The 26,775-nt window shown below is 30.1% G+C and carries 32 protein-coding genes and 2 tRNA genes; 25 read left to right on the top strand and 9 right to left on the bottom strand.

Annotated elements, in window-relative coordinates; all coding sequences use genetic code 11:
- Window positions 1–40: 40 nt before the first annotated feature.
- A complete protein-coding gene (locus ELQ06_RS02495; RefSeq protein WP_052797794.1) occupies window positions 41–970 on the bottom strand; it encodes a DUF2860 family protein in 930 nt (309 codons plus the stop codon).
- Window positions 971–1,123: 153 nt separating this feature from the next.
- Here ELQ06_RS02495 and ELQ06_RS02490 point away from each other — a divergent pair, with 153 nt between their 5' ends.
- The 10 genes from ELQ06_RS02490 to ELQ06_RS02450 all read left to right on the top strand — a co-directional run bounded on the left by ELQ06_RS02490 (window position 1,124) and on the right by ELQ06_RS02450 (window position 8,627).
- The gene (locus ELQ06_RS02490; protein ID WP_002858532.1) at window positions 1,124–2,500 is read left to right on the top strand and encodes a replicative DNA helicase; all 1,377 of its coding nucleotides are present in this window, start codon (window positions 1,124–1,126) and stop codon (window positions 2,498–2,500) included.
- Between the two features lie 62 nt (window positions 2,501–2,562).
- Window positions 2,563–3,165 (top strand): hypothetical protein, encoded by a 603-nt coding sequence (locus ELQ06_RS02485; protein ID WP_079460099.1) that lies wholly within the window; start codon window positions 2,563–2,565, stop codon window positions 3,163–3,165.
- Window positions 3,156–3,362, top strand: a complete 207-nt coding sequence (locus ELQ06_RS02480; protein WP_002856950.1) for a hypothetical protein — start codon at window positions 3,156–3,158, stop codon at window positions 3,360–3,362. Before ELQ06_RS02485 ends, ELQ06_RS02480 begins: the two co-directional genes overlap by 10 nt.
- Window positions 3,363–3,437: 75 nt before the next feature.
- On the top strand, window positions 3,438–5,120 hold the full coding sequence (locus tag ELQ06_RS08905; protein ID WP_052797793.1) for a hypothetical protein: 1,683 nt from the start codon (window positions 3,438–3,440) through the stop codon (window positions 5,118–5,120).
- On the top strand, window positions 5,120–5,380 hold the full coding sequence (locus tag ELQ06_RS08690) for a hypothetical protein (protein ID WP_208335024.1): 261 nt from the start codon (window positions 5,120–5,122) through the stop codon (window positions 5,378–5,380). The genes ELQ06_RS08905 and ELQ06_RS08690 overlap by 1 nt, the downstream gene beginning before the upstream one ends.
- 52 nt (window positions 5,381–5,432) lie before the next feature.
- Window positions 5,433–5,903 (top strand): hypothetical protein, encoded by a 471-nt coding sequence (locus tag ELQ06_RS08685; RefSeq protein WP_172669029.1) that lies wholly within the window; start codon window positions 5,433–5,435, stop codon window positions 5,901–5,903.
- Between the two features lie 3 nt (window positions 5,904–5,906).
- On the top strand, window positions 5,907–6,152 hold the full coding sequence (locus ELQ06_RS08900) for a hypothetical protein (protein ID WP_002886185.1): 246 nt from the start codon (window positions 5,907–5,909) through the stop codon (window positions 6,150–6,152).
- 224 nt (window positions 6,153–6,376) lie between these two features.
- Window positions 6,377–6,682, top strand: coding sequence for a hypothetical protein (locus ELQ06_RS02460; RefSeq protein WP_002870928.1), 306 nt, complete (start codon window positions 6,377–6,379; stop codon window positions 6,680–6,682).
- An 8-nt stretch (window positions 6,683–6,690) separates the two neighbouring features.
- On the top strand, window positions 6,691–7,758 hold the full coding sequence (locus tag ELQ06_RS02455; RefSeq protein ID WP_052797791.1) for an HP0729 family protein: 1,068 nt from the start codon (window positions 6,691–6,693) through the stop codon (window positions 7,756–7,758).
- Window positions 7,755–8,627 carry a YafY family protein gene (locus ELQ06_RS02450; protein ID WP_052797790.1) on the top strand — a complete coding sequence of 291 codons (873 nt, stop codon included), beginning with the start codon at window positions 7,755–7,757 and terminating at the stop codon, window positions 8,625–8,627. The genes ELQ06_RS02455 and ELQ06_RS02450 overlap by 4 nt, the downstream gene beginning before the upstream one ends.
- A 21-nt stretch (window positions 8,628–8,648) precedes the next feature.
- Here ELQ06_RS02450 and ELQ06_RS02445 read toward each other — a convergent pair.
- Window positions 8,649–8,724, bottom strand: a tRNA-Met gene (locus ELQ06_RS02445).
- A 34-nt stretch (window positions 8,725–8,758) separates the two neighbouring features.
- A tRNA-Gln gene (locus ELQ06_RS02440) sits at window positions 8,759–8,833 on the bottom strand.
- Window positions 8,834–8,925: 92 nt separating this feature from the next.
- On the opposite strand from ELQ06_RS02440, the gene ELQ06_RS02435 reads away from it, so the two are divergent.
- The 5 genes from ELQ06_RS02435 to lpxD are packed head-to-tail and all read left to right on the top strand — an operon-like array spanning window position 8,926 to window position 13,541.
- Window positions 8,926–9,945: a bifunctional 3,4-dihydroxy-2-butanone 4-phosphate synthase/GTP cyclohydrolase II gene (locus tag ELQ06_RS02435; RefSeq protein ID WP_052797789.1), complete on the top strand. Its 1,020-nt coding sequence runs from the start codon at window positions 8,926–8,928 to the stop codon at window positions 9,943–9,945.
- Between the two features lie 11 nt (window positions 9,946–9,956).
- The gene (locus ELQ06_RS02430; RefSeq protein ID WP_002852081.1) at window positions 9,957–10,400 is read left to right on the top strand and encodes a GatB/YqeY domain-containing protein; all 444 of its coding nucleotides are present in this window, start codon (window positions 9,957–9,959) and stop codon (window positions 10,398–10,400) included.
- Window positions 10,401–10,417: 17 nt separating this feature from the next.
- Window positions 10,418–12,118 (top strand): acetolactate synthase large subunit, encoded by a 1,701-nt coding sequence (locus ELQ06_RS02425; RefSeq protein WP_052797788.1) that lies wholly within the window; start codon window positions 10,418–10,420, stop codon window positions 12,116–12,118.
- Window positions 12,115–12,579, top strand: a complete 465-nt coding sequence (gene ilvN / locus ELQ06_RS02420) for an acetolactate synthase small subunit (RefSeq protein WP_002852211.1) — start codon at window positions 12,115–12,117, stop codon at window positions 12,577–12,579. The genes ELQ06_RS02425 and ilvN overlap by 4 nt, the downstream gene beginning before the upstream one ends.
- Entirely contained in the window at window positions 12,576–13,541 is a 966-nt protein-coding gene (lpxD, locus tag ELQ06_RS02415; RefSeq protein WP_052781963.1) for a UDP-3-O-(3-hydroxymyristoyl)glucosamine N-acyltransferase, read from the top strand. Before ilvN ends, lpxD begins: the two co-directional genes overlap by 4 nt.
- Here lpxD and queA read toward each other — a convergent pair.
- Genes queA through hemW form a run of 4 tightly spaced genes read right to left on the bottom strand, consistent with a single transcriptional unit; the run spans window position 13,530 to window position 16,822 of the window.
- Window positions 13,530–14,558: a tRNA preQ1(34) S-adenosylmethionine ribosyltransferase-isomerase QueA gene (queA, locus tag ELQ06_RS02410; protein WP_052781964.1), complete on the bottom strand. Its 1,029-nt coding sequence runs from the start codon at window positions 14,556–14,558 to the stop codon at window positions 13,530–13,532. The genes lpxD and queA overlap by 12 nt on opposite strands.
- The gene (gene tatC / locus ELQ06_RS02405; RefSeq protein WP_052781965.1) at window positions 14,551–15,288 is read right to left on the bottom strand and encodes a twin-arginine translocase subunit TatC; all 738 of its coding nucleotides are present in this window, start codon (window positions 15,286–15,288) and stop codon (window positions 14,551–14,553) included. Before tatC ends, queA begins: the two co-directional genes overlap by 8 nt.
- Window positions 15,289–15,696 (bottom strand): Sec-independent protein translocase protein TatB, encoded by a 408-nt coding sequence (gene tatB, locus ELQ06_RS02400; RefSeq protein ID WP_002870117.1) that lies wholly within the window; start codon window positions 15,694–15,696, stop codon window positions 15,289–15,291.
- 58 nt (window positions 15,697–15,754) lie between these two features.
- Window positions 15,755–16,822 carry a radical SAM family heme chaperone HemW gene (gene hemW / locus ELQ06_RS02395; protein ID WP_052781966.1) on the bottom strand — a complete coding sequence of 356 codons (1,068 nt, stop codon included), beginning with the start codon at window positions 16,820–16,822 and terminating at the stop codon, window positions 15,755–15,757.
- Window positions 16,823–16,921: 99 nt separating this feature from the next.
- Here hemW and ELQ06_RS02390 point away from each other — a divergent pair, with 99 nt between their 5' ends.
- From ELQ06_RS02390 to cmoA, 10 genes are read left to right on the top strand one after another with little or no spacing between them, the layout of a single operon-like run.
- Window positions 16,922–17,392, top strand: a complete 471-nt coding sequence (locus ELQ06_RS02390; RefSeq protein WP_044261263.1) for an RNA pyrophosphohydrolase — start codon at window positions 16,922–16,924, stop codon at window positions 17,390–17,392.
- 1 nt (window position 17,393) lies between these two features.
- On the top strand, window positions 17,394–18,596 hold the full coding sequence (locus ELQ06_RS02385) for an aspartate kinase (RefSeq protein ID WP_052823846.1): 1,203 nt from the start codon (window positions 17,394–17,396) through the stop codon (window positions 18,594–18,596).
- Window positions 18,597–19,133 carry a HobA family DNA replication regulator gene (locus ELQ06_RS02380; protein WP_052823845.1) on the top strand — a complete coding sequence of 179 codons (537 nt, stop codon included), beginning with the start codon at window positions 18,597–18,599 and terminating at the stop codon, window positions 19,131–19,133.
- A 5-nt stretch (window positions 19,134–19,138) separates the two neighbouring features.
- A complete protein-coding gene (locus ELQ06_RS02375) occupies window positions 19,139–19,738 on the top strand; it encodes a DNA polymerase III subunit delta' (RefSeq protein ID WP_052823844.1) in 600 nt (199 codons plus the stop codon).
- A gap of 1 nt (window position 19,739) precedes the next feature.
- The gene (folP, locus tag ELQ06_RS02370; RefSeq protein ID WP_052823843.1) at window positions 19,740–20,882 is read left to right on the top strand and encodes a dihydropteroate synthase; all 1,143 of its coding nucleotides are present in this window, start codon (window positions 19,740–19,742) and stop codon (window positions 20,880–20,882) included.
- The gene (ligA, locus tag ELQ06_RS02365) at window positions 20,883–22,826 is read left to right on the top strand and encodes an NAD-dependent DNA ligase LigA (RefSeq protein ID WP_052823842.1); all 1,944 of its coding nucleotides are present in this window, start codon (window positions 20,883–20,885) and stop codon (window positions 22,824–22,826) included.
- Entirely contained in the window at window positions 22,807–23,811 is a 1,005-nt protein-coding gene (locus ELQ06_RS02360; protein ID WP_079263945.1) for a hypothetical protein, read from the top strand. The genes ligA and ELQ06_RS02360 overlap by 20 nt, the downstream gene beginning before the upstream one ends.
- Complete coding sequence (locus ELQ06_RS02355; RefSeq protein WP_002872582.1) at window positions 23,808–24,569, top strand: TlyA family RNA methyltransferase; 762 nt, start codon at window positions 23,808–23,810, stop codon at window positions 24,567–24,569. The genes ELQ06_RS02360 and ELQ06_RS02355 overlap by 4 nt, the downstream gene beginning before the upstream one ends.
- Complete coding sequence (locus ELQ06_RS02350) at window positions 24,535–25,389, top strand: bifunctional riboflavin kinase/FAD synthetase (protein ID WP_044261254.1); 855 nt, start codon at window positions 24,535–24,537, stop codon at window positions 25,387–25,389. The genes ELQ06_RS02355 and ELQ06_RS02350 overlap by 35 nt, the downstream gene beginning before the upstream one ends.
- Window positions 25,376–26,086, top strand: coding sequence for a carboxy-S-adenosyl-L-methionine synthase CmoA (cmoA, locus tag ELQ06_RS02345; protein WP_079460098.1), 711 nt, complete (start codon window positions 25,376–25,378; stop codon window positions 26,084–26,086). The genes ELQ06_RS02350 and cmoA overlap by 14 nt, the downstream gene beginning before the upstream one ends.
- On the opposite strand, the gene ELQ06_RS02340 is transcribed toward cmoA, so the two are convergent.
- Window positions 26,076–26,297, bottom strand: a complete 222-nt coding sequence (locus ELQ06_RS02340; protein WP_002859102.1) for an EexN family lipoprotein — start codon at window positions 26,295–26,297, stop codon at window positions 26,076–26,078. The two genes, cmoA and ELQ06_RS02340, sit on opposite strands and share 11 nt — an antisense overlap.
- Window positions 26,294–26,728 (bottom strand): EexN family lipoprotein, encoded by a 435-nt coding sequence (locus ELQ06_RS02335; protein ID WP_052781974.1) that lies wholly within the window; start codon window positions 26,726–26,728, stop codon window positions 26,294–26,296. Before ELQ06_RS02335 ends, ELQ06_RS02340 begins: the two co-directional genes overlap by 4 nt.
- Between the last annotated feature and the right edge of the window lie 47 nt (window positions 26,729–26,775).

Below are 26,775 nucleotides of genomic sequence, written 5' to 3'. Positions count from 1 at the left end.
CTTTTTTAAATTTTATCAAAGGAGCTTTTTTTATAATTTTTTAGAATTTATATCCTATACCAGTTAGGATAATTTGATAGGTTTCATCATAAAATCCTATATTGCTATTTCTTTTTTCTATGCCATAATTTGCAAAACCATAAAGTCCGTTATAACCCAAAAATTGATTTTTAACAACTTTTAGATTAAGCTTAACTATATTACCATCTTGTTTTTTGTGGAAGATAGGATCAGTTCCTACTGCTTCATATTTGCTAAGATTTAAATGTGGAGTGAAGATGTAATCATTAGCAAAAGCCAAATTTGTTCCTATACTAAAACCATATCTTGAATAGCTTTGAGCTTTTCCGTCTGCATCATTGTAATCATAATTTAGTCCTAGGTTTAATAAGCTATAATTATAGTTTAATTCAATTTCGTGATAATATCCCTCCCTTTTTAAAGAGCTTTGTGCGATAGTGTCTTTATCATATTTGTTTTTGCTAAATAAATATGAAGTGGTAAATTTCCCAAAATCACTTTCATAAAGTTGAGAGATTTTAAAACCATATCTATCAACATCAGTTTCTTCTCTATTTCCTATTGCATAAGGATTTGCATAAGCTTTTTCTCTTAAAGAGGAAATCACAGAAAAAGAAGTGCTAAAACGCTCTAAATAAGCTCTTTCGTAGCCTAAAGCTATACCGCTGATATCTCTTCCATTGTAGTTTTTAATAAAAATTCTATCATTATCTATAAGATTACCATAGTAAAGTTCTACACCGATAAAAGGAATGAAAGAGGAGTTTGAATTATCAGCATTGTAACTGCTTAGATAATCGCTGTTTGCCAAGGTTGAAATATTACTTTTAATATCCCTTGCACCCACACCTATGCTTAAATTTCCACTAAAACCTTCTTGAAATTCTACAGCCGTAGCTGATTGGGTTAAAATGGAGGCTAAAACACAGGAAAATAAATATTTTTTCAAATGTTCTCCTTGAAATGTTTGTTGTTTGTAATTAAATTACATTTATAATTGTAACTAATATTACTTTAAATATTTATAAAAAAATTAAGTTTTATAATTTAAGTTTTTTTAGATAGAATTTTTAGAATTAATTTATACTTATAAGGAAATTTAGTGCAGCAAGAGTATTATGACTTGGATTTAGAACGAGCTATTTTAAGCAGTTGTATCATGAGTGAAGAAGCTTATGCTAGTATAGCAGGTGATATTAGCCCAAAAGATTTTAGTCTTAAAGCTCACCAAGATATTTTTAAAGCGGTTATAGCTTGTAGTAATAACAAAGAGCCCATTTCTGTAAGTTTTTTAAGAAAACATAAAAAAATAGATGAGCAAATTTTAGCAGAAATTCTTGCCACTCCTTCTATGATAGATTTGCCTGCTTATGTAAATGAACTTCACGAAAAGTCCGTAAAAAGACAACTCTTGAGTTTTGCACATCTTTTGCCAACTCGTATCAATGAAGATCGTGCTGTAAGTGAAATCGCAGATGAAATTGGTAAAGAAATTTTTAGCATTACAAATCGTGTGAATTCTAGAGATATTAAAGATGTTGATATGGTAATATCAGAACTTTTTGAAGAATTTAAAAAGCAAAAAACTTTAGAAAATAAAGGTATTATAGGGCTTGATACAGGTTTTGAAGGTCTAAATAAAATGACAAAAGGCTTTAAAGGGGGTGAACTTATAATAATCGCCGCGCGTCCAGGTATGGGAAAGACAACTCTTTGTTTAAATTTCATTGATAAGGTTTTAAGACAAAAAAAAGGCGTGGCTTTATTTTCTCTTGAAATGCCTGCAACTCAAATCATGCAAAGAATGCTATCTTCTAAAACTTCTATTCCTTTGCAAAAAATTTTAACTGCAGATTTAAACGATGATGAATGGGAGCGTTTAGGAGATGCTTGCAATGATTATAGTCAAAAGAAATTATATATTTACGATAGTGGTTATGCAACTATCGCTGATGTAAGGGCTATTTTAAGGCGTTTAAAATCTCAAGATGAAAGTATAGGACTTTGTGTGATTGACTATATAGGGCTTATGATGAGTAATTCAAATTTTAATGATAGACATTTGCAAGTTAGTGAAATTTCAAGAGGACTTAAGCTTTTGGCTAGGGAGCTTGATATGCCTATTATCGCACTTTCACAACTTAATCGTGGCTTAGAGCAAAGGGCAAATAAGCGTCCTTTGATGAGTGATTTGCGAGAAAGTGGAGCTATAGAGCAAGATGCGGATGCTATTTTGTTTGTATATCGCGATGAGGTTTATAGAGAACAAGAAGAAAAAGAAAGAGAGAATAAAGCTAAAGCTGAAGGCAAAGCTTATCAAAGGCTTTTTATACCAAATCCTATGCAAGAAAATGCTGAAATTATTGTTGGAAAAAATAGAAATGGACCTGTTGGAACTATAGAAGTTGTATTTTTAAAAGAAAAATCTTGTTTTGTAGATAAACCTATAGGCTATGAAACTACTGAATTTACAGGCTAGCTTTAATAAAATAAGTTTTTAATATTTTAAAGTTATTTTTTACGACACAACCTGTCGCAAGGGTGTTTTATACTTTCTTTGTTATTTTAAAACAAGGAGAGAAAATGTTAAAACAAATCGCATTTGGTAGTATAGCTCTTACAGCTACAGGATATGGCATAAAAAAATTATACGAAAAATTATCCAAGCCAGAAAGAAAATTTGATACACATGCTATTGTTCCAAGCTGTAAAGATATGATCAATACCGAAGAATACAAACTCAAAAGAGAGCTTGAAATCGAACAAAAGAAAAATCAAATTCAAGAATTTCTTTGCGAATGCATGGAGTGTTATAGCGGCTTTTCAAAATATTTTAATTCTAAGGAATTTTTAGAATTTGAGCAAAATTTTACCTCTAAAAATAATCATAAAACAGAATTTCTTTTGTCATCTTATAAAGATCAAATGATAAAAGTGATCGACTATGCTAAAAAATTTGAATGCTTAAGTGCTTTTTTGGAAACACAAAGCGAAAAAAATGACTTAGCGGTTGTAAAAATGATAAGCGAAAGTATGGAGAGAAAAACACAGAGATTTTATCTGCAAACAAAATTTCAAACTTTTCCTCAGTATATTTTTCCTTCTGTGTGGAGTTCTCCTATGTGGAATAAACAATGGGAATAATACTTGGAATTTTAAGTCTTATAGCCGGCTTTGTTGCTATAGTGTTGATGTGTAGTTTGTATTTTATAGTGTTTATGGTTTTTGTTGGCATAGCGATACTTATTTTTCTTTCTATGCAACCTTATCCTTATAATATAATATTTTGTGCTATATATTTAATCACAATTTTAGCGCTAGTGCTATGGCGTAAAACTTAAAAATTTCACTTCCCCCTTGACTGGGGGGGGGGATTTGATAAAATACAAAAATTAAAAACAAGGAATTATTAAAATATGAATAATTATATACATTTAGAAGAATTGGATTTAAAAGCCAATTATGCGGATTTAGAAAAAGAGTTGGAAAATTTATCTAAAAAAGAATGTCTAAGAATAGAAATTGATAAAGGTTTGGAAAATTCACTTAAAGAACTTGAAGATTTAATGGAAAAATTACCCGAACAGCAAACCCAAACACTTTTTGAACAATGCACTAAAAATGCAATGGATGCTGTGACAGGGCATTTTGGACTAGCTTCAACAATCTTAAATGCAAAAGATGGTGGGAATGTAACAACACTACATAACTTTGAAAAAGGTATTGTAGCAACAGAAGAAGATTTACAAAAGCTTACAAAATATCAACAAGGCTATAAACGAGATTCAAACTATGATAAAATAAAAGATAATATAAGAGATAATTCTCCAAAAATTGTACATAGTGAATACACAGGTGAAGAAATGGAAAGGGGTGCTGGAAAGAATAAAGCGCAACTAGATCATGTTATTTCTTTAAAGGAAATTGATAGAGATCCTAATATGCATTTATTTTTAGATGATGCAATTAGGGCAGAAATAGCAAATCACCCTGACAATCTTAAGTGGCTTGATGCAAGTGCTAATGCTTCTAAAGGTGATAGAGATCTTATGGAGTGGGGTAAAGAAATTGATCCAAAAACAGGAAAAACCAATTTTGAAAAATATGGAATCGATGAAAAAAAAGCTGAAAAAATTTACAATACAGCCAAATCAAACCTAAAAAAGAAAGTTATAAAAGAAAAAATTGTCAAATATTCTAATGAAGTTTTAAGTACAGGTGCTAAAGATTCAATGAAAATCTTTGTTTATTCTGCCTTTGGAGTTGTCTTAAAAGATTTTATTGAAGCTGTTGTTATTGAATTAAAAACCACCTTTAGAGAGTTTGGAAAAGAAAATATTAAAGAAATTTTTAAACGATTTGCACGCAGAATGGAAAAAGTTTGGGAAAAGATAAAGGCAAAATGGAAGGATATATTCAAAGGTTCTTTAGAAGCAGGAATTCAAGCATTTTTTTCTAATTTGTTGGTTTTTATTATTAACACTATTTTTACAACTTTAAAAAAAATAGTGCAAATCATACGTGCAGGCTTTACTTCTCTATATCAAGCTGTAAAAATCATTATTAATCCACCTAAAAATATACCAAAAGATGAAATTTACTTTGAAGCATCGAAAATTTTTGTTAGCGGGATGATTTCTGCAATTTCAATGTTAGGAAGTGAAATGATCCACAAGTTTCTGCTGTCAATACCTGGATTTAATGTATTTTTGTCACTACCTATCCCTTTTACCGATGAAACAATAGGGGATGCCCTTTCTTTATGTATTTCAGCGGCTGGTGGTGCTGTATTGAGCACTATAGCTATTTTTTATATGGATAAGTGGAGAAGCAATTCCAAAATTGGCAATTTACAAATACAAATTGTAACTCAAAAAAATTTGATAGTACAATACAAAATTGCCAAAACTTGGTTTGCATTGAATGATGCTTATCATATTGTAAAAAACGAAACTTTAGCAACTATACAACAAATCAAAAAAGATAACCAAATAAGAGAGCAAAGTTCTCAAGAAGTAGAAACAGCAATTGAAGAATTTGAAAATTGTAATATCACTAAAAAATTATACAAAAAACTTAATCAAACTAAGGAGAACTGATGCTAGAACTTATCACACAAAAAGATCAAGATTTTTTGCAAAATATTGAAAACCTTGATGAAGAATATATTCAAAAATTTATTAATAAAAAAATCAGTGAAATAGCTATAGCTATTGAAACAGCAGCAGAGAATGCTGATAAAGCAAAAGATAGAACACAAAAAGCCAAAAATCTTAATACAGATAGTGATTGGCAAGCTTATATACCAATTTTTAGACGTTGGCTTGGAAAAACATCAGAAGAAAAAAAAAGAAATTAAATCCAATATGATCCTTGAAGTAGTAGAGTTACAGAATGAATCAATGAATCAAATGACAACAATTCTAAAAGAAGTTGTAATATTTTTTACTTCCAGTTTTTGTATTGCTACGCGTATGAATCAAGCTTTATCTCTTATTATTGCGCAAGGTTTTGTAAAGAGCGATGGCAAGGTAATTCGTTTATCTAAAGCCGCTAAAGAACAATTTCAACAAATACAAAAGTTCACACTGAGTTTTATAGAAGATCATGAAAAACACAAAGATACGATAAATAATATCCAAGTAGAATTAGATAAAAAAAATCAAATTGATGATGAGCAATATAAACTCATAGAAAAACATTATCAAGAATTTATACAATATAAAAATTATAATGACAAAATTGTTCAAGAGCAAGAATGTAAAATCAATGAACTGAAAGATATTTTAAATAAAAGAAAAAATGTTTTTACAAATAGCATTTCAATTTTAGCTTTGATAGTTTCTGTTGCGTCGATTGTATTATATTTTATAGGGCGTTAATTTATGAATTTTTTAAGTTCTTTAAAAGATAAGGCGGTAAATGCTTCAGAAGCAATTAAAGACAAAACTATTAAGACTGCTGAAGTTGTTAAAGATATTGGAATGGAAGTAAAATGTGGGATTGGTTGGCACGCGGGTGAATATCAAAATGAAAAAGATAAACCAAAATGTTTTTTTCCAAAATTTGCCCTGATTGCGGAAAATATCTTACAAAAAATCAACATGATTTTGAAGCTCCTGAAATATTAAATCCTGATAATTGTTATGGATATAGACGATGTACTCTTTGTTCTATTCAAGTGTTTGATAATTTTCATAATTATTATGAAATCAAAAAAGATGCAAAATGCAGAATGCACGAAAAATGTAATTTATGCGGACATGAAAGACTAGGACAAACAAGACACAATTGGAAATATGACGAAAACGGGCAAAAAATTTGTCTAGATTGCAAAGAAACAGTATAAAGACAGATGTTTTCTAAGATTTTCTCATCTCTTAGCCTTGCAAATGCGTTTAAAGGCTTTTTATTTAAACGCATTTCAAGCCCTATGCAAAGTGCTCGTATTATCAGTATGGTTTTAGATATAAAAAATGCTTTTAATGACAGCAAAGATCAAGCAAGCAGCATTTGCAAAACTTTGGATTTGATAGTAAATTTTAAAAAAGAATATCCGCAGGATTTTAACGAGTTGTTTGAAATTTTAAAAGATCTCATACAAGAATACGAGCAAAATCCTAATGAAATCAAGCAAAATCTCAAAGAAATCCTAAAATAAGGCAAAGCATGAACCACCTTTTAATCCTTTATAATCCCTACTATCAAGAAGATGTCATCAAGCAACATTTAAGCATTTTACAAGAAAAATCCCAAGTTGCCTTTGGCAAAATCAAATCAAAACTCAACGATCAAGAAAAGCAAAATTCCTTAGAAGAAATTTACCAAAGTACAAATGAAGAAAATTTCCTACAACTCTTTTTAAGCGATTATGCTAATTTATTTGTCGCTAAAGTGGTAAAAATTTCTAAAAATGTTGATGAAAGTTTGATTCCTAGTTATTATAAAGAAAAAAATTTAGAAGTGGAAGACTTTTTTATCATCAGTGATTTAAGGGAATTAGTCAGGGAAGATTTTAGTCTTTTAAGAGATAAATTTTTAGCCAATTTCATCACCCCAAACGATCACACCTATGCTATCTATGGCAATAATTACACCTATCCTTTGCCTGTGAGATTAAAAGAAGAGTGTTCTTATTTTTTAGGAGATGAAAAACATTATCTAAGTGTGTATAAAAGCAAAGAATACCTAGCCATGCAAGAAAATTTCATACGCTTTGTTTTTGGCAAAAGGATTTTTTATCTCTTGCACCCTGATAGCATAAGCAATATCATTCATGCAGAATTAGAGCTTTTACAAAGCGAAAACGATCTTTTAAATGATTTTACAAGTATTATGGTCAAATACTCTAAAACCTTAGAATACGAAATTTACGCTTTTGCCAAAAAAGTTCTTTTAAAAGCTTGTATAAAAGATCCTAGCCTTTATGATTTAGCTTATAATGTCCAAGGCAAATCTTTTATACTTAAAGATTTTTTTACCCAAAAACCCAATCTTGGAAGTATTAAATTTCTACTCAGACATGAAAATATCCAATGTCATTTAGGAAAAAGTTTAACTCAATTTATCAATTATCCTTTTTCAACAAGTCTTACTCTCATTCAAGAAATCCGTAATGAAGCCGTTCATGCAAAAGCCCCAAGTTTAAATGAAGTCAAAAAACTTAGAAATGAAATTTTAGGCATAGAAGGTGTAAGCTTGTTAAAAAGCATTTTAACTCACAAGGAAATTTCATGAAAGAATACGACAAATTAAGCATACGCTTGGTGCAGATTTTATCAAAATTTAACAATGGGGAAAGTCTAAGCGCCCAAGAGCTTGCACAAGAGTTTAATGTCGATACAAGAACCATACAAAGGGATCTTAATGAAAGGCTTACTTTTATGCCTATTAAAAAAGAAAATGGAAGATATGTTTTAGAAAGCTTTGCTTTGGGAAAATTAAGCTTTAAAGATATACAAAATTTCGCCACCTTAAGTGGCATTGCTGAGCTTTATCCAAAACTCGATCAAGGCTTTATAGTTGATCTTTTAAGCCATAGGGTAAATAAAGTTTTGATGGTAAAAAACGAAGGTTTTCAAAAGGTGGATTATGAGCTTTTTAAAGATCTTAGTGTGGCTATACTCAAACACAATGTATTAAATTTTTTCTATAAAGAAAAAGAACGCCAAATCAAACCTTACAAACTCGTAAATTACAAGGGAATTTGGTATCTTTTAGGGGATGAAAACGATAAATTAAAACATTTTAATTTAGATAAAATTTCAAAATTTCGCACTAAAAATGAAAATTTTATTCCCAATGAAAAACTTGAGGAACAAATCCAAAATGATCCTAATATCTGGCTTGGAGAAAGCAAAGAAGTGATTTTAAAACTTGATAAAAATGCTAAGGAATATTTTTTTAGAAAAGAAATACTAAGTAATTATCAAATCATTAATGAAGATGAAACAAGCTATACTTTAAGCACTCAAGTTTCTTATGAAGATGAAATTTTGCATTTGGTTAAGCAGTGGATTCCTTATATAAAAATTCTAGCCCCTATAGAACTGAAAACACGGCTGGAGAATATTTTAAAAAGTTATTTAAACAATCTATCTAAATAAAATTTATTTTAAATCCATAACTGGTTGCGAAGGGGAGATTTGAACTCCCGACCTTCGGGTTATGAGCCCGACGAGCTAACCACTGCTCTACTTCGCGGCATATAAGATACTTTGAAATATAAAATAAGAAGTGGATGGGGTAAAGGGATTCGAACCCCTGAATGACAGGACCAAAACCTGTTGCCTTACCGCTTGGCGATACCCCAATAAATATTTTTTAAAAGTGTGATTATAATGAATTTTAATTTATTTGTCAAGCAATTTAAGTTATAATTTTAAAAATTTTAAGGAAATAAAAATGAAATTTGTTAGCGTAGAACAAGCGATTAAGGATTTACAAGCAGGAAAAATGCTTGTTATGGTAGATGCAGAAGATAGAGAAAATGAAGGCGATTTAATCTTTCCTGCGCAATTTAGTACTCAAGAAAAAGTAAATTTCATGATAAAAGAAGCTCGTGGTGTGGTTTGTGTAGCCTTAGATGAAGCTTTAGCAAAAAAATTTGAACTTCCTTTAATGGTGCCTAAAAATACTTCAAACCACGAAACTGCTTTTACCATAACCGTAGATGCAAAAGATGCTACAACGGGAGTTAGCGCCTATGAAAGAAATATGACTATACAAATTTTTGCCGATGATAATGCTAAAGTGAGTGATTTTGTAAGACCAGGGCATATCAATCCTTTAATCGCAAAAAAAGGTGGGGTTTTAGAACGCACAGGTCATACAGAAGGCACGGTTGATCTTTGTAAATTAGCAGGATTAAAAGGTGCTTGTGTGATTTGTGAAATTGTAAAAGATAATGGAGATATGGCAAGAAGAGAAGATCTAGAAATTTTTTGCCAAAAACATGATTTAAATATGATAGCCGTAAGCGATCTTATAGAATATCGCCTAAAACATGAAAGCCTTATTAAGCTTGAAGAAAAAAGTCAAAGTGTTTTAGCAGGCTTTAAAGCAGACAAATTTATCTTTAGTGATCATAATCAAACCCAACACATAGCTTTTTGCTTTAAAGATATCAAAAAATGTGAAAATGTTAAATTTCATATCAGTGGTAGTGATTTTGAGCTTTTAACTTCAGATAAATTTTCAAAACTTTTAGAGCAAATCAAATTTCTTAGTGAAAATGGTGGCGTTATAGTTTTCATGCAAGGAGAAAAATCCAGTACTACTCAATACAAAAACTATGGTATAGGAGCACAGATTTTAAGATATTTTGGTATAGAAGAAATTAAACTTTTATCTCAAAGTTGTGATAAAGACTATATAGGCTTAGAAGGTTTTGGTTTAAATCTTAAAGCTTGTAATTTTAACTAAAAAGGAAAAAAATGACTTTAAAAGAACAAATTTTAAACGATATCAAAGAGGCAATGAAACAAAAAGATGATTTTAAAAGAGATAGTTTAAGAACTCTAAATGCAGCTTTTAAGCAAATAGAAGTGGATGAAAGAATAGAGTTGGATAATGAAAGAATTTATAAAATCATTGCAAGTGAAATCAAAAAACGCAAAGACGCAATCGAACTTTATCTTAAGGCAAATCGTGAAGATTTAGCGCAAAAAGAACAAAATGAAATAAGTCTTTTTGAAATTTATCTGCCTAAACAACTAAGTGATGAGGAGTTAACTTTAGCCTTAAAACAACTTATAGAAGAATTGGGTGTAAGTTCACTAAAAGAACAAGGTTTGGTAATGAAAGAAGCTAAAATAAAATTAGGTGCGAGTGTTGATGGCAAAAGACTTAATTTAGCACTTAAAGAGCTTTTACAATAATTTTTTGGAGTGTTATTATGAAAGAGTTAAGCGGTTCAGCAATGATTTGCGAGGCTTTAAAAGAAGAAAATATTAAAATTGTTTTTGGTTATCCTGGAGGCGCTGCACTTAATATTTATGATGAAATTTACAATCAAAAGTATTTTAAACATATTTTAGTGCGTCATGAACAAGCGGCTTTGCATGCTGCTGATGCTTACGCAAGAATGAGCGGAGAAGTGGGCGTAGCTATAGTTACAAGCGGACCAGGTTTTACAAATACTATTACAGGTCTAGCTACGGCTTATAGTGATTCTATCCCTTTGGTGTTGATTTCAGGGCAGGTGGCAAATTCTCTTATTGGTACAGATGCTTTTCAAGAAATTGATGCAGTAGGCATTTCAAGACCTTGTGTAAAGCATAATTATTTAGTTACTTGTATAGAAGAGTTTCCACGCATTTTAAAAGAGGCTTTTTATATAGCAAGAAGCGGTAGACCTGGGCCTGTGCATATAGATGTGCCAAAAGATGTAAGTGCAACTTTGGGACTTTGGGAATATCCTAAAGAAATTTCTATGAAAACTTATAAGCCTGTTTATAAGGGTAACTCAAAGCAAATTAAAAAATTTTCAGAGCTTTTAAAAGAAGCAAAAAGACCTTTGTTTTACTTAGGTGGAGGTTGTATCAGTTCTAATGCGAGTGAGCAAATCAGAGAACTTGTAAAATTTACAAAAATTCCAGCAGTTGAAACCTTGATGGCGCTTGGAACTTTAAGAAGTGATGATGTTTTTAATCTTAAAATGGCAGGCATGCATGGAAGCTATGCTGCTAATATGGCTTTAAGTGAGTGTGATTTGCTTGTGAGTGTAGGAGCGAGATTTGATGATAGGATTACAGGAAAAACAAGTGAATTTGCTAAACATGCGACTATAGTTCATGTTGATATTGATCCTAGTTCTATTTCAAAGATTATCAATGCGCATTATCCTATAGTAGGAGATATTAAAGAAGTTCTTAAAGAGCTTTTAGAAGAGCTTAAAAAGGAAAATTTCAACACAACTTTTAAAGAATGGCACGAAACTTTAAAGCGTTATAATGAACTTTATCCGCTTTCTTATGAAGATAGCAATGAGATTTTAAAACCGCAATGGGTGATTGAAGAATGTGCGAAAATGGCTCCAGATGCAAGGATTATCACCGATGTGGGTCAGCATCAAATGTGGGTAGCGCAGTTTTATCCTTTTAATTATCCAAGACAACTTGCAACAAGTGGAGGGCAAGGAACTATGGGATATTCTTTACCTGCTGCTTTGGGTGCAAAGCTTGCTGTGGGTGAAGAAGTGGTGATTAATTTCGTAGGCGATGGATCGGTTTTAATGAATATCCAAGAGCTTATGACTGCTCATGAGTATGGTATAAAAACTATAAATATTATTTTAAACAATGCCTTTTTAGGTATGGTAAGACAATGGCAAAGTATGTTTTATAAAGAGCATTTTTCACAAACAGATTTAAGTACTCAGCCTGATTTTATCAAAATAGCTCAAGGTTTTGGTTGTGAAGGTTATGAAATTTCAAATAAAGAAGAATTTGTTCAAGCTTTTAGCCAAGCTTTAAAAAGTGATAAAACCTCTCTTTTAAATGTAAAAATTGATCGTTTTGAAGATGTTTTACCTATGGTGCCTGCAGGAGGTGCGATTTATAATATGATTTTACCAAAGGCAAAGGATAGACAATGAGAAGGGTTTTATCGGTAATTGTTTTAAATGAGCATGGGGTTTTATCTCGTATAGTAGGACTTTTTTCGGGAAGAGGTTATAATATTGACTCGCTTACAGTAGCACCTTTGGAAAATAAAGAATTTTCTCGTATTAATATAGTCACTTCAGGAAATGAAAGAACTTTTGAGCAGATAGTCAAACAACTTCATAAGCTTATTCCTACTTATAAAGTGATAGAAAGTGAAGAATTTATTGACAAAGAAATGGCTTTGGTGAAAATTCCTTTAAATGAAAATTTAGGAGGACTTGATGCCGTTTTGAAAGCTTATAATGGTACTATTGCAAATAGCAATGAGAATTTTTTGTTTTTAATGGTTGCTGATGATGCAAATCGCATTGATAATTTTTTAAAAACAATTAAAAAATACAATCCTAGTGATATAGTTCGCAGTGGATCTGTTTTGATGGAGATTAAATGAAATTAAGTGAAATAGCAGAATTTTTAAGCTTGGAATATAAAGGTGAGGATATAGAAATCAGTGCTTTAAATTCTTTATTGAAAGCAAATTTTACAGAGCTTACTTATTGTGATGGTGAGAAAAATACCAAAGATATACCTCACACAGGAGCTGCTGCTATTTTAATATCTAAAGAATATGAAAATTTAGTACCTAAAGATACTAAAGCTTTGATTACTCAAAGTCCACATTTGAGTTTTGCTTTTTTAAGCAAGCTTTTTGCTAAACCTTTGATAAGCACAGCTAAAGAAAAAGTACAAAATATTGCAAAAAGCGCAAGAATCATGCCTAATGTTTATATAGGTGATAATGTAAATATCGGTGAAAATGTAATCATTATGGCAGGAGCTTATATAGGCGATAATGTCAGTATTGGTGATGAGAGTATTATTCATCCTAATGTAGTGATTTATAATGACACTAAAATCGGTAAAAAATGTCATTTGCTTGCCAATTGTGTAATAGGAAGCGATGGATTTGGTTATGCGCACAATAAAAACGGCGAACATTATAAAATTTATCATAATGGTAATGTGATTTTAGAAGATTTTGTAGAAGTGGGGGCTTGTACAACTATAGATAGAGCAGTTTTTGATAGTACTATTATCAAAGCAGGTACTAAGGTAGACAATCTAGTTCAAATCGGACATAATTGCAATATAGGTCAAAATTGCATCATTGTGGCGCAAACCGGAATTTCAGGTTCAAGTGAGTTAGGACGCAATGTTATTATGGGTGGTCAAAGTGCAACGAGTGGACATTTAAAAATAGGCGATTTTAGTACTATAGCTGCAAGAGGCGGTGTGAGTAAAAATTTAGAAGGCGGGCGTGTTTATGGTGGTTTTCCTATTATGCTTCAAAAAGATTGGCTAAAACTTCAAGCTAAAATAGCAATAAATTTTAAAGAAAAATCACAAGATTAACATCGCATCGCCATAAGAGTAAAAGCGATATTTTTCTTTTATGGCGAGTTCATAAAGTTTTAAACACTGTTCTCTACCGATAAAAGCTGAAACTAGCATGATAAGAGTAGATTTTGGTAAATGAAAATTGGTCAAAAGATAATTTTGTCTTATAGGTGGATTTTGCGGGTGTAAAAAAAGATCACAAAAACCACTTTTTGTTTTAGTTCTTGCATAATATTCTATGGTTCTTGTTACTGTTGTTCCTACGCCTAAAATAGCTTGTTTAGAATCTATAATTTCATATGCTTGCTGCGGAATATTAAAAAATTCGCTATGCATTTTATGCTCTTGTATATTTTCGCATTCCACGCTTTTAAAGGTTCCAGCTCCTACATGCAAGGTTAAATGATAAATTTCGTGTTTTTTTCTTAAATTTTCAAGCATAGTCTCACTAAAATGTAAACTTGCAGTCGGAGCAGCCACTGCGCCTAAATTTTTTGCAAAGATACTTTGATAATCTTTCAAATCACTTTTTTCATCCTCCCTTTTAATATAAGGAGGCAAGGGTATATGTCCTATCTTGTCAAGCAGGTTGTAAAGATTTGAGGTGTCTAAGGTTTTATCATTTTGAAAAAATTGAACTTTTCGAAGACCATCATTTAAAAGTTCTACAACGCGCGCTTTTAAATCCTCTTTAAAATATAAGATTTCATCTTTTTTAACGCGCCCTTTAATTTGAGCTAGAAAAAGTGGATTGTGAGAATTTAAAAAAGGTTGATGTAAGAAAAGTTCTATTTTTCCTCCGCTTGCTTTATTACCATAAATTCTTGCTTTAATAACTTTGGTATCATTGAAAAAAATCGCGCAGTTGGGTAAAAAGTCTTGTAAATTTTTAAAAGTAGTGTGAAAAATTTCTTTGTTTTTGCGATCAAAAACCAAAAGCCTAGCATCTTCTTTTGGATTTGTAGGATAGTTGGCTATGAGTTCATTAGCTAGAGTGTAATCATAGCTTGAAAGAAGTAAGTCTTTATTCATTACTTTCTTTATCTTTTGGGACAGGATTTACCTTTTGAACAATTAAAATAGAAAGTCCATAAAGTCCGCAAAGTGGTCCTGCCATTAAAAATTGAGATAAAACATCAGGTGGAGTCATAAAGGCTGAAAAAACAAAAATAACTAAAACAGCTATGCGAAAATGGCGTTTTAAAAAACTATCATCTATAAGTCCGACTTTAGCAAAGAAAAAGGCAATTACAGGCATTTCAAAAGCTAAGCCAAAAGCCACAACAACTTTTGTAAAAAAATCTACATAAGTTCCTATGGTAATTACAGGATTAAAATCTTCATTTAAACCAAAATTAATCAAAAATTTAAAAGCCAAAGGCACTACAACAAAATAGCAAAAACAAGCCCCCAAGGCAAACATAATGCTCGCAAAGCTAACAAAAGGCACTACAAGGCGTTTTTCATTATCATAAAGTCCTGGAGCTACAAATTTCCAAAATTGCCAAAAAATTACAGGTAGAGAAAAGATAAAGGCTGCAAAAAAACTAACCTTCATTGCGGTAAATAAGGCTTCTTGTACTTCAATTACATTTACATGTTTGGCTACTTCGGGTAAAACAGCTATAAGTGGAGCTTTTAGAATATCTAAGATATAGCTTCGTAGAGCAAAACATACAATAAACATAACTATAATGCAAGCAACGCTTATAAAAAGGCGTTTTCTAAGTTCTATTAAATGAGGTCTTAATTCTTCAAACATTTATTTTTCCGTTTTATCTTGTGTTTCTAATTTGCTAAGATTTGGTTTTTCTTCTGTGTTTAAATTTTGTCCGCTAAGGTTATTTTTTACTTTATCATCTCTGCTATCAAAGGTTAAATCTACCTTTGTTTTATCTAAAATATCTCTTTTAAGGTCATCAAATTCTTCAAAACTGAGTTTTTTGCGTATATTTTCATTAGTGCTTGAAAATTCATCTTTGTATTTCTTAGCTTCTTCTTTTAAGTCATTGATGCGTATTTCTTTTTCTATGCTTGATTTTGCATCATCTATGTTGCGTTTTACAGCCTTTAGAATTTTTGCTATTTGTACTATAGCTTCTGGAAGTTTATCAGGTCCTAAGACTAAAATCGCTACAACTAAAATAACTATAATTTCACCAAAACTCATTAATCATTACTCTTTGATTTGATATTTTAAATAAATATTTTACTTAAAAAACTTAAATTTAAGATGAGAGATATAAAGTAAGTTCATCGCTAATGAGAAAATTAGGATTAAAATATCTTTTATTTTTGTAAAAAAGTTTTTTTTCTTTTAATAATATGTTTATTTTGTCTTTTTGCCATTGATTGAGTTTTGTTTCATTAATCCCTACTATACTTCTAAGCCCTAAAAATAGGTGTTCTAAATTCAAGTCTTTAGAGCTTAGTTGCTCTATAGATCTAAAAGTGGGATTTTCTATGTAATTTTTTAAATTTTTTGCTGTATAAAAACGCTTATTTTTGTAAAATCCCACTGCACTTAATCCACAAGCTAGGTAGTTTTTTCCTTGCCAATAAGCAAGATTATGTTTGCAAATTTGAGATTTAGTTTTTGAAAAATTACTGATTTCATATTGAAAAAAGTCAAGCTCTAGAAGTTGTTTGATGAAAAATTTCATTAAATTAGGAGCATTTTTTTTGAAATGTTCTTTTTTGGCAAAGGCTGTGTTTGATTCTATGGTTAAATTATAAGCACTAAGGTGTGTGATTAAATCCTTGATTTGTTTTAAGTGCAAGAGTTCAAATTCAAGCATTTTTTTATTGTCTAATTTCGTATCATAAATAAGATCTAAATTGATATTTTTAAAACCTACTTTATTTGCGTTTTCTAATGCTTTGATAATCATTTCTTGATTGTGAATTCTTCCAAGAAAGTGAAGTTTTTTAGGATGAAAACTTTGAACTCCAAAAGAAATGCGATTAACTCCTATATCTTTCATATTTTTAAGCCAATTTAATGTTGCTGAGTTGGGATTAGCTTCGCATGAAATTTCTACATTTTTATCTAGCAAGGGATATAAAATTTTAAAAATATCTTCATAATTATACGCATCAACACAACTTGGTGTTCCTCCGCCTATGAATAAGGTTTTAATTTGATTTGATTGAATGTTAAATTGTTTTAATTGAAAAACAATATCTTCTTTTAAAGCCTTAAAATAGGCTTTTTCATAATCATTTTTTTTTAAACTTGTAAAAGCGCAATAATTACATTTGCTTTCACAAAATGGAATATGGATGTAAAAATGCATAAAAACCCTAAAATATTTTATTAAATTTTTAATGTATTTTAATAAAAATTTGATTTGATTTAGGTTAAAATTATATCCTTGAGATTAAGGAAAAATATTGTGGAAAACGAGAAAAATTATAGACCAAATGTTGCAGCTATTGTTTTATCAAGTTCTTATCCTTTTGAGTGTAAGATTTTTATAGCTAGAAGAAGTGATATGGATAGTATTTGGCAATTTCCACAAGGAGGTATTGATGAAGGTGAAAGTGTCAAAAACGCTTTATTTAGAGAACTAAAAGAAGAAATAGGCACCGATGAGGTTGAAATCATTGCCGAGTATCCAGAATGGTTGAGTTATGATTTTCCGAGTAAAATTGTTAAAAAAATGTATCCTTATGATGGGCAGATTCAAAAATATTTTTTAGTGCGTTTAAAGCACGGTGCTACAATCAATATCAATACCAAGCATCCTGAATTTGATGATTATCAATTTGTAAGTGTTAAACAAATTTTTGAAATGATTAATCATTTCAAAAAAAATATTTATGTTAAAGTGATCAAATATTTTGAAGAGAAAGGTTATATCTAAAATGCTTATAGTTCAAAAATATGGCGGAACAAGCGTTGGAACACTTGAGCGTATTGAAGCAGTAGCCAATAGGGTTATCCAAAGTGTGCAACAGGGTAATCAACTTGTTGTTGTAGTATCTGCAATGAGTGGGGTGACAAATACTCTTATCGAGCAAGCTGAATATTTTAGTAAAACTCCTAATGGTAAAGATATGGATATGCTTTTAAGTAGCGGAGAGCGCGTAACAAGCGCTTTACTTTCTATTGCTTTAAATGAAAAGGGTTATCCTGCTATATCATTTTCTGGGAGAAAAGCGGGAATTATTACGGATAGTGTTTTTACAAAGGCAAGAATTCATCATATTGATACAAAAGCGATAAAATCAGAACTTCAAAATGGTAAAATAGTCGTTATAGCAGGTTTTCAAGGTGTAGATGAGGAAGGTAATGTAACTACCTTAGGGCGTGGTGGAAGCGATTTAAGTGCTGTGGCGGTAGCAGGTGCTTTAAATGCGGATTTGTGTGAAATTTATACCGATGTTGATGGGGTTTATACAACAGATCCAAGAATTGAACCAAAGGCAAAGAAATTGGATAAAATTTCTTATGAAGAAATGCTTGAACTTGCAAGTTTAGGTGCAAAAGTTTTGCAAAATCGCTCTGTAGAGCTTGCAAAAAAATTAAATGTTAATTTAGTAACTAGAAGTAGTTTTAACAATAATGAAGGAACAATGATAACAAAGGAAGATGGAATGGAACAAGCTTTAGTAAGTGGTATTGCTTTAGATAAAAATCAAGCAAGAGTGACTTTAAGAAATGTAGAAGATAAGCCTGGAATCGCAGCTGAAATTTTTTCTGTTTTAGCAAATGAAAATATTAATGTAGATATGATTATACAAAATGTTGGAGTTGATGGTGCTACAAATTTGGGTTTTACGGTTCCTCAAAATGAACTTGAATTAGCCAAAAATGCTATGCAAAAAATTTTAAGCTCAAAAACAACTATAGAAAGTGATAGTGCTGTAGTAAAAGTTTCTATAGTTGGCGTAGGTATGAAATCACATTCAGGAGTAGCAAGTAAAGCTTTTAAAGCTTTAGCTGATGAGGGGATTAATATCGGTATGATTTCTACTAGTGAAATAAAAATTTCGATGATAGTTCATGAAAAATACGGAGAACTTGCAGTTAGAGCACTACATGAGTGCTACGGACTTGATAAATAAATGAGTGATTTTTTAAGTTTTACTCTTGAAAATATCCGTAATGGTGGAGCTTTTATGGCATGGTTGGAGTCGCGTCGTTTAGAATGGGCTCCTTTGGTGGCTGCAAGACTTAAATATCTTTTAGAAGGACGCACTTTTGTCTTAATGTGCGATGAACAAAGATCTTGGTATGAAGAGTATTTTTTAAAAAATATAAATTCAAAAGCCGCTCGTCCCATGCTTCCTTTTGTGTCGTTAAATTCTTTATGCAAGAAGAAAGTACAAAGTTCAGAAGATATAGCTTTACTTAATGACTTGCTTGACATTTCTTTTCCTAATGGTTATGTATATTTTTATATAGGAAGTGCTTCTGATAATAAATCTTTAATTGCTAAATCAAGAGATGATAGTTTATTGTGGCTTTTTGATGAGCAGTTACAAGATAGTTTTTATTTAAATTCTAAAGATAAAGACTTGGATATCAAGCTTATTAGTTTATATCAACTTTTTGATGCAAGTTTGGATGCAATATTATTTTCCAAGGTGCAATTAGGATAAATATTTTGTTTATTAGTAAGATTATTATCAGTGAAGATTTTTTAGGTATTAAAGAAGAAATGATTAATAATTTTGGTATTAAAAAATTAAGGTTTTTTATGCCGCAAAATGAATTTTTACTTGATGATGCAAGAGCGGTTGAAAAAGAAAGCTATATTGCAGAAACTGAAGAAAAAATTATTATTTTAATGGCGGATTCTTATAGGATAGAAGCCCAAAATTTTTTACTTAAACTTCTTGAAGAACCTCCAAAAAATATTAAATTTCTTATTGTGGTACCTTCTAAAAATTTACTTTTACCTACCATAAAATCGCGTCTTATTTGTGAAAAAAGAAAAGTTGAAAAGGAAGTTAAAAAACTTGATTTAGATCTTAAAAGAATGGATTTAAGAATGCTTTTTGATTTTTTGCAAAAAAATGAAAATTTGGATAAAAATGAACTTATGGATCAAATCGCATTGCTTGCTAAAGAATGTGTGAAATATAAAGATTTTAACGCTGAAGAATTAGAGTTTTTTTATGAAAGTTATGAGCTTGCAAAATTAAATTCTAAAAGTGGGGTACTTTTGGCTACTCTTTTGCTAAATTACTATACAAAGAAATAAAATGAAATTTTTTAAAATCAATCCAAATACCGATTTTAATTTGCTTTGTTCTTTCATAAATCCCCATAAAATGGGGCAAAAGATCATGAGTGAAAAAACAAAAACTCATTTTATTTTTATCAAAGATATTTCTACTCCTGCAGCAAATATTTTAAAACAAGATGCTTTAAGAGTAGGAGCTGAACTTATTACTCATAAAGAAGTAATTACTGCAAAAATCACTCATTCAAATGCACTTTTAATGGCAAGTAAAGAGCAAATTCAAAAGCTTATTGTCAAAGAAAAACTTCAAGATTTTGGACTTAAAAATTTGGCTCTTTTTTTGCAAAAAGATTTTTTAAAACCGAAAAAAGCCGAGCTTATGGCAGTGATTAATGTCAATGAAGACAGTTTTAATGCAAAAAGTCGTGTGAGTGAAGAAGACTTTGAAAAAAGGCTTAATGACTTTCTTGCTTTAAAGCCCGAATATATCGATATAGGTGCGGTAAGTTCAAGACCTGGGAGTGAGTATTGTGGTAAGGAAGAGGAATTTAAAAGACTGAAAAAAGTACTTGACTTAATTTATGAGAAAAATTATTACGAACAAGCGATTTTTAGTTTAGATAGTTTTGATGAATATTGTCTAGAATATGCTTTAAATAAGGGTTTTAAACTCATTAATGATATTACAAGTTTAAGAAATCTTCATCTAGCCAAACTTGCAAGTAAATATGAGGCAAAATATTGCTTAATGCACATGCAAAACAATCCAAATAATATGCAAGATAATCCTTTTTATGAAGATTTGCTTGATGAGATGACTTTATTTTTTAAAGAAAAACTTGAACTTTTAGAAAGTTTTGGAGTAAAAGAAAGTATTTTAGATGTAGGTATTGGTTTTGGAAAGAGTGCTGGGCATAATATGATTTTAATCAAACACTTAGAACATTTTTTGCAATTTAATAAACCTTTACTTATAGGTGCGAGTCGCAAAAGTGTGATTAATGCGTATTTTCAAAGCGAGATTAAAGATCGTTTAGCAGGAACTTTGTATTTGCATTTAAAAGCTTTTGAAAATGGTGCTAGTATTATAAGAGTGCATGATTTATATGAACATAAACAACTTTTTGCTTTAGTGCAGGCAATGGATAATATAGGAGTTTAGATGAAAAAAGAAGAGTATTTAGAAAAAGTTGCTTTAGCAAATTTGTGGATGAGGGCATATTATGAAAAAGATGAACCCTTGGCTAGCGATGAAGAATACGATGCTTTAATCAGAGAATTAAGAGTTTTTGAAGAACAAAACAAAGATGAAATTTCAAAAGACTCTCCAACGCAAAAAATAGCTCCTATCATACAAAGCGAGTTTAAAAAAATAGCTCATTTAAGGCGTATGTGGTCGATGGAAGATGTGTTTGATGAGAGTGAGCTTAGGGCTTGGGCAAAACGCGCAAAATGTGAAAAAAACTTTTTTATAGAGCCTAAATTTGATGGAGCGAGTTTAAATTTACTTTATGAAAATGGTAAATTAGTAAGCGGTGCCACTAGGGGCGATGGCGAAGTGGGTGAGGATATAACGCTTAATGTTTTTGAGATAGAAAATATACCTAAAAATATAGCTTATAAAGAAAGGATAGAAATTCGTGGAGAAGTGGTGATTTTAAAAGATGATTTTGAGAAAATCAACGAAAAAAGAGCCCTTTTAAATCAAAGTTTATTTGCTAATCCACGCAATGCTGCAAGCGGGAGTTTAAGGCAGCTTGATACAAGCATCACTAAAGAAAGAAATTTGAAATTTTATCCTTGGGGAGTAGGGGAAAATACCTTAAATTTCACCAAACACAGCGAGGTGATGCAATTTATCAGAGAGCTTGGTTTTTTAAAGGATGATTTTGTAAGACTTTGCACTAATTTAGACGAAGTTTTAAAAGCTTATGATGAGCTTTTAGCTCTAAGAGAAAAAAAGCCTATGATGATGGATGGAATGGTGGTAAGAGTTGATGATCTTGCACTTTGTGAAGAATTAGGCTATACGGTAAAATTTCCAAAATTTATGGCAGCTTTTAAATTTCCTGCACTTGAAAAAACCACGCGTTTAATAGGGGTAAATTTACAAGTAGGAAGAAGTGGAGTGATCACTCCTGTGGCGGTTTTAGAACCTGTAAATTTAGATGGGGTTGTAGTAAAATCAGCCACACTTCATAATTTTGATGAAATTGCAAGACTTGATGTTAAAATCAATGATTTTGTAAGTGTGATAAGAAGTGGCGATGTTATCCCTAAAATCACTAAGGTTTTTAAAGAGCGTAGAGAAGGTTTAGAGATGGAAATTTCACGCCCTAAACTTTGTCCTACTTGCCAAAGTGAGCTTTTGGATGAAGGAACTTTAATAAAATGTCAAAATATAGATTGTGAAGATAGACTTGTAAATTCTATCATTCATTTTGTTTCTAAAAAATGTCTTAATATCGACGGACTTGGAGAAAATATAGTAGAACTTTTATACAAGCACAAAAAAATCACTACGCTTGAGAGCATTTTTCATTTAAAATTTAGTGATTTTGAAGGTTTGGAAGGCTTTAAAGAAAAGAAAATCAACAATCTTTTAAATGCCATAGAGCAAGCCAGAGAATGTGAGCTTTTTCGTTTTATCACGGCTTTAGGGATAGAGCATATTGGCGAGGTTGCGGCTAAAAAATTAAGTTTAAGTTTTGGTAAAGAGTGGCACAAGCAAAGCTTTGAAGCTTATGCCAATTTAGAAGGTTTTGGAGAGCAAATGGCTTTAAGTCTTTGCGAATTTACGCGTGTTAATCATATAAGAATTGATGAATTTTACAAGCTTTTAAATTTGAAAATAGAAAAACTTGAAATCAAAAGTGATAGTATGATTTTTGGTAAAACTTTTGTGATTACAGGTACTCTTTCACGTCCAAGAGATGAGTTTAAGGCTTTGATAGAAAAGCTTGGGGGTAAGGTAAGCGGCTCTGTTTCTAAAAAGACTGACTATGTGCTTTTTGGAGAAGAGGCAGGTTCTAAACTTAGCAAGGCTAAAGAGCTTGAAGTAAAATGTATAAATGAAAGTGCTTTTAATGAGCTTGTTAAAGAATAGTTCTTATATTTTAACGCTTTTAAGCCTTTTTGGCTTTTTGCTAACTTGGCAAAGGAGTGCTTTTTCTTTATTTTTTTTAATTCCTATTTTTTTAACACTTTTTTGGGAATTCTTTTTATTTTTAAAGCTTAGAAAAAATATTATAAAAGAAGCTACTTTGATTAAGGGAAGTTTGTTTTATCGTATTAGTATGGGGGATTTTTATCTTTATATTTTTAGCTTTTTTTTGGCGATTTTTGGACTTGTTTCTTTATTTTTAAATTTTTTAAATCTTGAAAAAATTGATTTTGTTTTTATATTTATAATTTTACCTTTATTGATGATATTTTTAAAAAAAGAATTACATTTGCAATTTGTAGATAATGCTTATAATGATTTTAGAATAGTTGTTATCGCTAGTTTTTTTACTGCTTTATTTTATGCATTTTATGGGCTTTTTTTTACTTACAATGAACTTTTAAATTTAGAACTTTTTTCCAGGAAAATCATTGCCTATAAGAGTGCTTCTTTTGTTTATTTTGATTTTTTATCTGAATTTTTACATTTTGTTTCAAATTTAAAATTTTTTATTTTTTCTTATTTTGGATATTTGGGGTTTAGGGCTTTAAATTTTATTTTTGATTTTTTTAATTTTTTTATGTTTTGTTCTCTTTTGGCTTTTGTTTTTAATTTTGTTTTGAAAATAAAGATAAAAATAATTGTTTTATTTTTATGTTTTATCATGGTTTTAGGAAATTATTTTTTAAAAGAGCAAAGAAATAATGCCTTAAAATCCGAACAAGAGCAAATACTTTTATGGATGAATAATTTTAATTTTTTAAAAGATAATAACTTAAGTTTAATTCAAAAAGAAAAAGATCTTTTTGAAAAAGATCTTAAAGATCTTAGAGAAATTTTTAAAAAAAATGCTTTTGAAATAGGTATTTGGTGGTTTTCTAAAGAAAAAGAAGACTTAGAAAAAAGAATAAATGAGAGTTTAAAATGAGATTTGATTTTTTTGTTTCAAAGCGTTTAAATATCAGTAGAAATAAAGCCTTAGAGCTTATAGAAAATGAAGAGATTTTACTTAATGGTAAAAGTTTTAAAGCTTCTTTTGATGTGAAAAATTTTTTAGAAAATTTAAAAAAAACGCAAGATTTAAATCCTGAAGATATACTTTTAGCCAATGAGTTAAAATTGGATCTTTTAAGTGAAATTTATGTTTCAAGAGCAGCTTTGAAATTAAAAAAATTTTTAGAAGAAAATGATATTGAAATAAAACATAAAAATTGTCTTGATATAGGATCTAGTACGGGTGGTTTTGTTCAAATTTTACTTGAAAATCAGGCTTTAAAAATCACTGCTCTTGATGTGGGTAGCAATCAACTCCATCCAAGTTTAAGAGCAAATGAAAAAATTATCTTGCATGAAAATACAGATCTTAGAGCCTTTAAAAGTAAAGAAAAATTTGAACTTGTTACTTGTGATGTGAGTTTTATTTCTCTTATTAATTTACTTTATTATGTCGATAATTTAGCTTTAAAGGAAATTATTTTACTTTTTAAACCTCAGTTTGAAGTGGGAAAAAATATCAAAAGAGATAAAAAAGGTGTTTTAAAAGATGACAAGGCAATCTTAAAAGCAAGAATGGATTTTGAAAAAGAATGTGCTAAGTTAGGTTGGCTTTTAAAAAATACGCAAAAATCAAGCATTAAAGGAAAGGAAGGTAATGTTGAATATTTTTACTACTATATCAAAAATTAATATTACTTCTTTAGCCATAGGTTGTTTTGATGGTATGCATTTAGGACATCTAAAACTTGTAAAATATTTAGATGAGAATGGGGCTTTGCTAGTTATTAATAAATTTAAAGGTCAATTTCTTTGTTCAAATCGTCAAAAAGAAGAAATTTCAGGAAAAAAAGTTATAGAAGTGGATTTTGAAAGTATAAAATCTTTAGATGGTAAAGATTTTTTAAGCTTTTTGAAAAAAGAATTTACCAGTTTAAAATTTATAGTCGTGGGTTATGATTTTTCTTTTGGGAAAAATAGGGCTTATAGTGCTAAAGATATTGAGTTTTTAAGTGAGATAAAAACTATAATAGTTGATGAATTTAGTATAGGTGGAATAGGTGTTCATGCAAGTTTAATTAAGGATTTTTTATCAAGAGCAAATTTGCAAAAAGCAAAAGAATTTTTAGGGAGAAATTATAGCATCAAAGGAAAGGTAATTAAAGGACAAGGCTTAGGTTCTAAAGAACTTTTTGCAACTATAAATTTAGATTGCGAAGGTTATTTTTTGCCTCAAAATGGTGTTTACGCTACTTTGTTAAAAAGTCAAAGAAAAACTTATAAAAGTGTGAGTTTTTTAGGTGTAAGATCAAGCGATGAAAATTTTGCTATAGAAAGTCATATTTTAGAAGAATTGGGTGAAAATTTCACGCAAGGAGAGTTTTTTGAACTCGAGTTTATATCTTTTCTAAGAGAGAATCAAAAATTTCAAGATCTAAAAAAACTTAAAAATCAAATTACTAAAGATATAGAACAGGCTAGAGAATTATTAAGGAAAAATGATGAAAGATGAACTTTTTAAACAAAGCCCTAAAAAACAATTTGAATTTGATAAAAGCGTGGCTAGTGTTTTTGATGATATGATCAATCGTTCTGTACCATTTTATAGAGAAAATTTAGAACTTTGTGGCAATTTATTGGCTAAAATTTTACCTACAAATGCAAGTGTTTGCGATTTGGGCTGCTCAAGTGCTAATTTTTTGATTTTTTTAGCAAATCTAAGAAAGGATTTTAAACTTTTTGGCGTGGATAATTCTACTTCCATGCTTGAAGTTGCAAAATCAAAAGCTAAAGCTTATGGGCTTGATATAAGTTTTTTTGAAGCTAATTTATGCGAATTTGATTTTTTTACTTGCGATGTTTTTGTGGCAAATTATACCATGCAGTTTATTCGTCCTCCTAAAAGACAAGAATTGCTTGATCAAATTTATAAAAATTTAAACTCTAAAGGCATTTTGATTATGAGTGAAAAAATCCTTTATGAAGATGCTTTTTTGTCTAAAAATATCATAGAACTTTATGCTGATTATAAAGAAAAACAAGGCTATTCTAAGTTTGAAATCGCAGCTAAAAGAGAAGCTTTGGAAAATGTTTTAATTCCTTATAGTCAAAAAGAAAATTTAAATATGCTAGAAAAGGCAGGTTTTAAGAAAATAGAAAGTATTTTTAAATGGGCAAATTTTGAAACTTTCATAGCTTTTAAGGATTAGAAATATTTTCATCTTCCCATTCATCTTTTGGAAAACCTATCTTATATGCATTAACACAATCTTGACTAATGATAGCTTTGTGTCTGCATTCTAAACTTCTTTTTTTTGCTTCCTCGGGGTGATTTTGATAATATTCTACACTTTTGGTTTGTTCGCATGCTGCAAAAAATATACCAATAAGGCTTAAAAAAAGAGTTATTTTCATGGTCATTTTTCCTGTGTTATATTAACATCATCGCTAAAGATAGAACTTTGATTGTTTTCTGTTGTTTTGGAAGGATAAATTTCAGAAGGTGTTTCTGCTATAGGTGGTATTATAATACTTTCATTATTTTCTGAACTTTGGTTAATATCTTTTGTGGTTTTTTCTTTTTTTAAATCATTTTGTTTTAAAGCTTCTAATATTTGATTATCAGATTTTTTTGGTGTGTTTGGACTGTATTTACCCTCTTCATTTGTTGGTTTAACACCAACTTTTAATGCATTAATACAATCTTCGCTAAGAGTTCCGCTTTCTTTACATTCTTTCGCTTTTTCTTTTGCTTCGCTAGGATGATTTTTGTAATAATTTTCTGTTTTACTATCACAAGCTGTTATATTAATAACTATTAAAATTGCAAGTAAAATACTTAGTCTTCGCATTTATCAATCTCCTAAAATTTTTAATATCTTAGCAAACTTGTATAAAG

The organism is Campylobacter sp. CH246 (assembly GCF_004378835.1).
In the GTDB taxonomy this organism is placed as follows: domain Bacteria; phylum Campylobacterota; class Campylobacteria; order Campylobacterales; family Campylobacteraceae; genus Campylobacter_D; species Campylobacter_D jejuni.
This window is presented reverse-complemented; position numbering and strand designations above follow the sequence as displayed.

Excerpts from the sequence above, each read along its gene's own strand:
- ELQ06_RS02480 (WP_002856950.1), top strand. The coding sequence starts at position 3,156 with ATGGGAATAATACTTGGAATTTTAAGTCTTATAGCCGGCTTTGTTGCT.
- ELQ06_RS08905 (WP_052797793.1), top strand. The coding sequence starts at position 3,438 with ATGAATAATTATATACATTTAGAAGAATTGGATTTAAAAGCCAATTAT.
- ELQ06_RS08690 (WP_208335024.1), top strand. The coding sequence starts at position 5,120 with ATGCTAGAACTTATCACACAAAAAGATCAAGATTTTTTGCAAAATATT.
- ELQ06_RS08685 (WP_172669029.1), top strand. The coding sequence starts at position 5,433 with ATGACAACAATTCTAAAAGAAGTTGTAATATTTTTTACTTCCAGTTTT.
- ELQ06_RS08900 (WP_002886185.1), top strand. The coding sequence starts at position 5,907 with ATGAATTTTTTAAGTTCTTTAAAAGATAAGGCGGTAAATGCTTCAGAA.
- ELQ06_RS02460 (WP_002870928.1), top strand. The coding sequence starts at position 6,377 with ATGTTTTCTAAGATTTTCTCATCTCTTAGCCTTGCAAATGCGTTTAAA.
- ELQ06_RS02455 (WP_052797791.1), top strand. The coding sequence starts at position 6,691 with ATGAACCACCTTTTAATCCTTTATAATCCCTACTATCAAGAAGATGTC.
- ELQ06_RS02450 (WP_052797790.1), top strand. The coding sequence starts at position 7,755 with ATGAAAGAATACGACAAATTAAGCATACGCTTGGTGCAGATTTTATCA.
- ELQ06_RS02435 (WP_052797789.1), top strand. The coding sequence starts at position 8,926 with ATGAAATTTGTTAGCGTAGAACAAGCGATTAAGGATTTACAAGCAGGA.
- ELQ06_RS02430 (WP_002852081.1), top strand. The coding sequence starts at position 9,957 with ATGACTTTAAAAGAACAAATTTTAAACGATATCAAAGAGGCAATGAAA.
- ELQ06_RS02425 (WP_052797788.1), top strand. The coding sequence starts at position 10,418 with ATGAAAGAGTTAAGCGGTTCAGCAATGATTTGCGAGGCTTTAAAAGAA.
- ilvN (WP_002852211.1), top strand. The coding sequence starts at position 12,115 with ATGAGAAGGGTTTTATCGGTAATTGTTTTAAATGAGCATGGGGTTTTA.
- lpxD (WP_052781963.1), top strand. The coding sequence starts at position 12,576 with ATGAAATTAAGTGAAATAGCAGAATTTTTAAGCTTGGAATATAAAGGT.
- queA (WP_052781964.1), bottom strand. The coding sequence starts at position 14,558 with ATGAATAAAGACTTACTTCTTTCAAGCTATGATTACACTCTAGCTAAT.
- tatC (WP_052781965.1), bottom strand. The coding sequence starts at position 15,288 with ATGTTTGAAGAATTAAGACCTCATTTAATAGAACTTAGAAAACGCCTT.
- tatB (WP_002870117.1), bottom strand. The coding sequence starts at position 15,696 with ATGAGTTTTGGTGAAATTATAGTTATTTTAGTTGTAGCGATTTTAGTC.
- hemW (WP_052781966.1), bottom strand. The coding sequence starts at position 16,822 with ATGCATTTTTACATCCATATTCCATTTTGTGAAAGCAAATGTAATTAT.
- ELQ06_RS02385 (WP_052823846.1), top strand. The coding sequence starts at position 17,394 with ATGCTTATAGTTCAAAAATATGGCGGAACAAGCGTTGGAACACTTGAG.
- ELQ06_RS02380 (WP_052823845.1), top strand. The coding sequence starts at position 18,597 with ATGAGTGATTTTTTAAGTTTTACTCTTGAAAATATCCGTAATGGTGGA.
- folP (WP_052823843.1), top strand. The coding sequence starts at position 19,740 with ATGAAATTTTTTAAAATCAATCCAAATACCGATTTTAATTTGCTTTGT.
- ligA (WP_052823842.1), top strand. The coding sequence starts at position 20,883 with ATGAAAAAAGAAGAGTATTTAGAAAAAGTTGCTTTAGCAAATTTGTGG.
- ELQ06_RS02360 (WP_079263945.1), top strand. The coding sequence starts at position 22,807 with ATGAGCTTGTTAAAGAATAGTTCTTATATTTTAACGCTTTTAAGCCTT.
- ELQ06_RS02355 (WP_002872582.1), top strand. The coding sequence starts at position 23,808 with ATGAGATTTGATTTTTTTGTTTCAAAGCGTTTAAATATCAGTAGAAAT.
- ELQ06_RS02350 (WP_044261254.1), top strand. The coding sequence starts at position 24,535 with ATGTTGAATATTTTTACTACTATATCAAAAATTAATATTACTTCTTTA.
- cmoA (WP_079460098.1), top strand. The coding sequence starts at position 25,376 with ATGATGAAAGATGAACTTTTTAAACAAAGCCCTAAAAAACAATTTGAA.
- ELQ06_RS02340 (WP_002859102.1), bottom strand. The coding sequence starts at position 26,297 with ATGACCATGAAAATAACTCTTTTTTTAAGCCTTATTGGTATATTTTTT.
- ELQ06_RS02335 (WP_052781974.1), bottom strand. The coding sequence starts at position 26,728 with ATGCGAAGACTAAGTATTTTACTTGCAATTTTAATAGTTATTAATATA.